This is a genomic window from Novosphingobium resinovorum, assembly GCF_027922145.1.
GTDB classification, from domain to species: Bacteria; Pseudomonadota; Alphaproteobacteria; order Sphingomonadales; family Sphingomonadaceae; genus Novosphingobium; species Novosphingobium resinovorum.
This window is the reverse complement of the sequence record NZ_BSFC01000045.1, coordinates 1-7,136: the sequence shown is the minus strand read 5'-3', so window position 1 is coordinate 7,136 and position 7,136 is coordinate 1. Positions and strand designations below refer to the sequence as shown.

The 7,136-nt window shown below is 61.1% G+C and carries 5 protein-coding genes and 2 pseudogenes; 6 read left to right on the top strand and 1 reads right to left on the bottom strand.

The genetic code is table 11. The features are described from left to right. Positions 1-1,911 (top strand): annotated as a pseudogene (locus PKE80_RS24990) (conjugal transfer protein TraG N-terminal domain-containing protein); the annotation flags it as partial. 3 nt (positions 1,912-1,914) lie between these two features. Here PKE80_RS24990 and PKE80_RS24985 read toward each other — a convergent pair. Next, positions 1,915-2,328, bottom strand: a complete 414-nt coding sequence (locus PKE80_RS24985) for a hypothetical protein (RefSeq protein ID WP_271184796.1) — start codon at positions 2,326-2,328, stop codon at positions 1,915-1,917. Between the two features lie 355 nt (positions 2,329-2,683). Between PKE80_RS24985 and tnpA the strand changes: the two genes are divergently transcribed. The 5 genes and pseudogenes from tnpA to tnpC form a co-directional block, all read left to right on the top strand. Next, positions 2,684-3,142 carry an IS66-like element accessory protein TnpA gene (tnpA, locus tag PKE80_RS24980; RefSeq protein WP_271184795.1) on the top strand — a complete coding sequence of 153 codons (459 nt, stop codon included), beginning with the start codon at positions 2,684-2,686 and terminating at the stop codon, positions 3,140-3,142. After that, positions 3,139-3,366 carry an IS66 family insertion sequence element accessory protein TnpB gene (tnpB, locus tag PKE80_RS24975; protein WP_271184794.1) on the top strand — a complete coding sequence of 76 codons (228 nt, stop codon included), beginning with the start codon at positions 3,139-3,141 and terminating at the stop codon, positions 3,364-3,366. Before tnpA ends, tnpB (PKE80_RS24975) begins: the two co-directional genes overlap by 4 nt. 405 nt (positions 3,367-3,771) lie before the next feature. After that, positions 3,772-5,862: a recombinase family protein gene (locus tag PKE80_RS24970; protein ID WP_271184793.1), complete on the top strand. Its 2,091-nt coding sequence runs from the start codon at positions 3,772-3,774 to the stop codon at positions 5,860-5,862. Positions 5,863-5,869: 7 nt separating this feature from the next. Then, a complete protein-coding gene (gene tnpB, locus PKE80_RS24965) occupies positions 5,870-6,094 on the top strand; it encodes an IS66 family insertion sequence element accessory protein TnpB (protein WP_271184792.1) in 225 nt (74 codons plus the stop codon). Between the two features lie 66 nt (positions 6,095-6,160). Then, a pseudogene (tnpC, locus tag PKE80_RS24960) lies at positions 6,161-7,069 on the top strand (IS66 family transposase); the annotation flags it as partial. Positions 7,070-7,136 lie beyond the last annotated feature (67 nt).

Here is a 7,136-nt window from a genome sequence, read left to right as displayed (position 1 = left end):
ACTGGCCTGGTTTTACTCCGCCCCGTGGCCGACTTTTGCGCCGCCGTTGACACCTTTGCCGCCTTCGCGCAGGGCATCGTTCAATGGCGCGCCTTCGGCGATGAGCGTGGCTACGACATGATGTTCCAGAACACGGCGCGTCATTTCGAACGGGCGGGCTACAGTCCGGACGATGCAAGGCTCAAGGCGGCCAGCGTCATCGGCGACGCCGCCGCCGATCCGACCTTCGGAAAGATCGTCGCCAACAGCTTCGAGGCGGAAGCCATGATGCGCAACGATCTGACCGCCGCGCAGATCCAGGTGGGAGCGATGGAAGGGCGCCGAGAACACGACGGAGCCCGCGTAACCCAGACAGAACGCGCCAATGTCTCGACCGAACAGGGCCATCGCACAGGCAGCAATGAAGGCCAGCGCAATGCCGCCGCCATGCTCGGCCTTTCCGTCGACGAGACCAGCCGCAGCATCGGTTTCATCAACGCGCTCAGCGGCGAAGCTCGCTCCAGCGCGATTTCCCAACTCTCCCGCGCGACCGGCCGCAACGAGGCGCAGGTCACAGGCGCGATCGAGCGCTACAATGCCGCCGTCAGTCTCGGAACCGCCGATGGCGCGGGTGCGGAAGCGGCGCGCGAAGGCACGAGCGTCTATGGCCGTACCCGTGAGACCGCCGGGTACGATTTCGCGGAGCGCGCGGGCAAGCTCGATGCCCAGCGCGAAGTCGGTCACGAAGGAACGAGATCTGCTGCCAGATTCGGCGAACAGCGGCGCCAGTCGGACAACACCGGATTCGCGCAGGGTGCGGCCGCCGCAGGTGCCTCTGTCCGGGAGGCGGCACGGCTCGACAGCTTCATCCAGACCCTGTCGAAGACCGCGGGCAATCAGGTCGATATCGGCGAAGGTGGTGCTGCGGGCATCGCCGATCGGGCGCGCAATCAGAGGATGACGAGGATCGTCGATGCCGAGCGCCTGACACGTGCGCAGGGACTGCTGGAAAAGGCGGGCATCCACTTGAGCAAGCGCGAGATCGCCATGGACCAGAACGGCGACTTCGCCTTCAACCTGACCCCGCGCACCGCGGCGCAGATGTGGAAGGGGGGGCTCATCAACGAGAGCCAGCTGGGCGCAATCGCGAACGGCGGGCACGCACGGCTGAGCTTCGCCCACAATGACCTGCTTGTATCGAGCACCGCAGGTTTCCAACAGTCAGCCCGAAACGACACCAGTACCCGCTTCGAAGCCGGCAAGCAGGCCGGGCCCGACACGATCGAGCATTTCATGGGCGGTGGGCAGGAAGGCCAGGCAGCCATGGCCAACTGGCTCAGAGGCGGCTTCGAGATGGATCGTAAGGGCAACTGGCGCCTCAAACCACAGGTCGCCGATACCCTTCAGCGCGATGTTCAGGCGATCATGGTCCAGACGGGATGGTCTAGGTCGCTAAGGAGGTCCGCAGAAGAGAGCAATTCGATGGGAACTGACATAAGTGGATCGATTGCCGCTGATGTTGGTCAGCGCGGTCCATCATCAAAAACGAGGGGCAGCAGAAGTACTTCAGGAAGCGTTGCCGGCTCGCTCACGTTCAGAAGTTCAGATCGCGGAGGCACTACCGAGACCGCAGCGGCAAGCATCGATATCATCAACTACGATGTACGTTCGGCAATTGCGAAGGCCGAACTGGGTGCTGCGAAGTCTCGAAACCCGGCAGATGCATTCGCTCGGCATCTTTCCGACCAGGTTCTCGGTCGCGACGGTCTCAGAAACCGCTATCTCGACGACGCCGACAACGGGCGAGCCACATTCGACGTTACCGGTCCCCTATCATCATTGGAACAAAACTCAGTTCTGAGAACTGGGCGGTTTTCCAATGATATCGACGGCAGTCCCGCCGACGGCAATTCACACCGGAGCGGCAAGTAAGCCTCAATGCTCATCACTTTTATGCCAGTATTTTGGTGATCGCGGATCGAGGGGATCCGACATGGGATCAGACCAACCTCCGACGGAAGTTTCTGGAAACATTGTTTCCCTACTTGGAGGCCCGAACTCCAGGTTATGATAATCCATACATGCCCAGACGAACCCTGTTCCAAGCACAAGAAACGGCATCATCGGCATGAAGACGAGATTGAGATACGCCGCCGCCGTGCTCGTATAGATGTCGTCGAGCCCGTGATCGTACAGGGATGCTGCCTTGCCAGCCCAATAGACCGCAATGCAGGACCACCAGACCTTAGCGTACCATGGCGACCAAACCCAGGTACCGATACGCGGGCCTGGTCCTGCCATGACAGCCGGCTTGGTGCCCTTCTGTTCTTGGGGATCTAAAACCTCCACGTCACACTCCTTGAACAGAAGCTAAAGTAATACTTCAGATCGAAGTCGAAAACCCCTGTTTTGGCTCGCGGCCGACTGGAATGAACAGGTTGCATAGGTTCACCTTCGGTACCGAGGCATAAGTCCGGAAGCCGGAAGGTCAGAGCCTCCCCTGCATGGCTGGTCAAAGACCATCGTCCCGGCTCACGAAGAATTCGAGCGGCTGCGGCTTCTCAGTGAATTCTGCGAACGCTTCGGAAAGCACCCTCTCCACCTGCTGAGTAAGCGTCCGGCCTCCGGCGTGTTGCGGCATTTCGGCTCGGCGCTAATGGACCTCCGCTAAGGAGTCTCTTTCTGGACTCCAGAAGGAGGCTAAGTGAAGGATCGGGTGGAGATCATTGCGCGTACCGAACGGCGCAGGAAGTTTTCGGATGCCGAGAAGGCAGCGATCCTCGCCGAGGCGGATGCAGACGGAGTATCGGTCCGTCAGGTCGCAGAGCGCCACGAGATTGCCGAGAGCCTAATTTACAACTGGCGATCGACGCGTCGTCAGGCGGCGGCCATCGCCAGTGAAGCTTTGGAGTTCATTCCCTACGGTGCGATAATAACGACGGAGCCTGCGGCTGCGCCGACGGTGCCGGAGACCCAGAAGGCACCGCGACCTGTTTCGTCGCCGATGCCGTCAGCGCCGGAGGAACTGGTCCGCCCGCATCCCGGCGCCCGCCCCGGCGCAATAGATATAGACCTGCCCAGCGGCGTTCGCCTGTCGGTGGACAGCTACGTCAACGAGAAGGCGCTGGCCCGCGTGCTGCGTGCATTCCGGGATGTCTCGTGATCTCGTTGGCACCCGGAACGAAGGTCTATCTGGCAAGCAAGCCGGTCAGCATGCGGCTCGGCTTCGACGGGCTGGCGGCATTGGTCCGCCCCCTGTTCGCGGTCGAGACCTACGGGGGGCATGTCTTCCTTTTCCGCAGCAAGAGCAGCAACTTACCGACATTCGACATACGTTTTGCGCCGCGATACGATCCAGTATCCGTGGCATCCATTTTTCGGGATTGAACTGCAGGTCGCTCCATTCCGGCGCGGCAAGCAGCTGAAACTTATCATCACAGATCTGTTGCCCGGCTACTCACGCGAGGTCCCGCTGTGGATGTTCGACGCCGACTATTGCAGCGGCATGGCCAAAGGCGCGCCCGAAATCAGCGTCGAGGGCCTCACCGAGTTGGCGCGATTGCTTGGTGTGTTGGGGAAGACTCGGAAACGTCGGGCAACATCCGCTCCTTCAGAATCGAAGGAGAAAGGTTGTGCGAGCATCCCGACGCCAAAACAGAACACAGCTCAAGCTGCAGTTCGATCCCCCAGTTCCGAAACCGTTGGACGGCATGCGCCCGAAGGGCGTGGTGGAGACACTGGCCGATCTGCTTCTGGAAGCAGTCGGCGCAACGGCAGTCGAGGGAGGCGTGGATGACCACCAAGGTAACGCCTGAGCATCTCTCCCGCGCGGCCGTTGTTTACGTCCGCCAATCGACCATGGCGCAAGTGACCGGGAACCTGGAAAGCCAGCGCCGCCAATATGACCTTGCCGGTGCGGCGAACGCGATAGGCTTTGCGACCGTGACAGTCATTGATGAAGATCTTGGTCGTTCGGGTTCGGGCAGCATGGAACGACCTGGTTTTGAGAAGCTGGTCGGGCTGGTCTGCACAGGTAACGTCGGGGCCGTCTATTGCATCGAGGCATCTCGCCTTGCCCGCAACGGACGCGATTGGCACCATCTGATCGACCTGTGTGCTCTCGCCGGTACGCTGGTCATCGATCCCGATGGCACTTATGATCCTCGCCTGATCAATGATCGTCTTCTGCTCGGGCTGAAAGGAACGATGTCCGAATATGAGCTCAGTCTGATCCGGCAGCGCGGTTTGGCCGCGCGCGATGCCAAGGTTCGTAGGGGCGAATATCGCTTTGCCCTTCCGCCGGGTCTGCGCTGGAACGAAATCGACGCCATCGAGATCGACCCGGACGAACACGTCCAAGAGGCCGTCCGACTGGTGTTCGCCAAGTTCAGAGAACTCGGTAGCGCCCGGCAGGTGTTCCTTTGGCTTCGTGCGGCCAACCTCAAGATGCCGGTGATGCGCCGGAACGTGGAGATCTGCAAAATGGAGTGGAAGGCTCCAGCCTACCACACTGTAATGCAGATATTGCATAACCCCCTTTACGCTGGTGCTTATGCCTTCGGCCGCGTGGGGCAGCGCACCAAGGTCGTCGATGGGCGATCTCGGAAGACCGGTGGCTACAAGAAGCCACGAAACGAGTGGTCGACACTGATCCATGACCATCATCCGGGCTACATCAGTTGGCAGGAATACGAGGAAAACCAACGCCTGCTACTCGAGAACGCCCACATGAAGAAGAACTGTGATCGAAAGTCGGGCCGCGGCGGACGGGCGTTGTTGACCGGCTTGATGCGCTGCGGACGCTGTGGACGAATGATGCGCGTGTTCTACGGCATGGCAAAGGGACATGCGCATCGTTACCAATGCCGCGGTGACGACGGGCATGTTGGTGCTGGACTCTGTATCGGCATCGGCGGCGTACGTGTCGACAAGGCCGTTGCGTTGGCCTGCCTTGGCGCAGTCTCCGACCGCGCCGTGGAGGCGGCAATCTTCGCATCGGATCAGTTGGCGCGATCCACCAACGACATCGTCGCCGCGATCGAGCGCGACCTTGAAGGTGAGCGCTACGAGGCGTCGCTTGCCGCGCGTCGATATGAGTTGGTTGATCCAGCGAAACGGCACGTCGCCCGGGAACTCGAAGCGCGATGGAATGCGGCCTTGGAGCGCGTTGCGGAGTTGGAAAAGCGCATCGAGGAGAAACGTGCTGGCTTGGCTGCACAGCCAAAGATCGATCGCGCTCTGCTGCTCCAACTTGCCCAAGACCTGCCAGCTGTCTGGAATGCCCCGTCGACCGACACGCGCACAAAACAGCGCTTGATCCACTCTCTCGTCAAGGAAATCGTCTTCGAACTCGACAATGACACTAACGAAGCCGTGCTGCTCATCCATTGGGTCGGCGGCCGCCACTCCGAGCTTCGAGTGGGGCGAGTCAAGTGCGGGCGTCGCCCGACAGATGCCACCCCGACAGCAGTTCAGGCACTTCGCAAGCTTGCCGGGCACTGGTCCGATCGAGATCTTGCCGTCTCCCTCAATCGCATGCTGTGCAGGACCAGTGACGGGGAAACCTGGACGACGGTGCGCGTGCGCGACATGCGCGAGCGGCTCGGGCTTCCCGAATATGATCCAGCGAAGAGCGATGGAAAGTACATCAGCTTGGGCAAAGCGGCCGAACAACTCGGTATCTGTAGGGGCTCAGCGCAGATGCTGGTCGGGAAAAAGATACTGCCGGCCACGCAAATCATGAAAGGGGCGCCGTACCTCGTTCCCATCGAAGCGCTCTCCTCGGAAGCCGTTAGGATAGGGGTGCAAACCGTCATCGACAGACGACCCAAACATTATGAGGATTATCAATACGATAAAGTTGTCCGCCTTCCCGGCATCTGATGGAGCAATGCATTATGAAACGCAGTGTGGCAACTACCTGAAGGCGCTGCATTGGGACGGAACCGGGCTTTGCCTGTTCGCCAAGCGCCTGGAACGCAGCCGTTTCGTCTGGCCGCCGCTCATCGAGGGCGGTGTCGTGCTGACCCCAGCACAGTTCGCATTGCTGATCGAAGCAATGGATTGGCGGCGCACAGTGCCCCCTGATCCGCCCCGCCTGCCGGTGCAGATTTGACGCGATAATCGCCGCATTTCCGGGCTTTCTGCTTGGGCGGAAGGCCGGATTCTGCTACCGGGAAGCGTGTCTCCCGACGATCTCGAACTCCCTGCTGATCCCGCAGAACTGCGCGCTTTTGCCGAGGCGATGCGAGCACGTTTGGCAGCTTCGGAGCAGGCGCTGGAAGCCGAACGGGCAGCCCATGACGAGACCCGCGAGAAGCTTGTGACCGCTCAGAACTCGATCAAGCTGACGGCGCTGCAGATCGAGAAGTTCAAGGTCCAGTTGGCCCGCCTCCGGCGCATGAAGTTCGGCCAGTCCTCGGAGCGCCTTTCCCTTCAAGCCGACCAGCTCGAGCTGACGCTGGAGGATCTCGAGGCTGAGCATGCCCATGCCGAGTGTGTGATCGAAGGCCATGTGCTCGACGATGCCCCGACCAAGGCTACCCCTCGCAAGCCTCGCCGTGCTCCGCTGCCCGACCATCTCCCTCGCGACGAGGTTATGCATGCAGCGCCGGATGCAGACGGCTGCTCTGACTGTGGTGGCACGATGGGCAAGCTCGGCGAGGACGTGACCGAAGTGCTGGAGTATGTCCCCGGCCGCTTCCGCGTCGTCCGTCATGTCCGGCCCAAGCTTTCCTGCAGCCGCTGCGATGCGATTAGCCAGGCTCCGGCCCCGGCTCTTCCCGTGCCGCGTGGCCGTGCTGGTCCCGGCCTTCTGGCCCACGTCATCGTCTCCAAGTTCGCCGATCACCTGCCTCTGTATCGCCAGTCACAGATCTACGCCCGCGAGGGTGTCGAGATCAGCCGCTCGACGATGGCGGACTGGATGGGCCAGGCAAGCTGGCTGCTACAACCGCTCGTCGATCGGATCGCCGATCACGTCATGGCCAGCGTGAAGCTCCATGCCGACGACACACCCGTTCCCGTGTTGGCGCCGGGGACCGGGAAGACGGCGACCGGCCGGCTCTGGGTATACCTTCGCGATAACCGACGATGGAGCCATCTGGTCGGCCGTGAACAATGCGATGTTCGTTTCGGCGACGGGTAGATTGCGTCCG

Coding starts and splice junctions, on each gene's coding strand:
- PKE80_RS24970 (WP_271184793.1), top strand. CDS start 3,772: ATGACCACCAAGGTAACGCCTGAGCATCTCTCCCGCGCGGCCGTTGTT.
- tnpB (WP_271184792.1), top strand. CDS start 5,870: ATGCATTATGAAACGCAGTGTGGCAACTACCTGAAGGCGCTGCATTGG.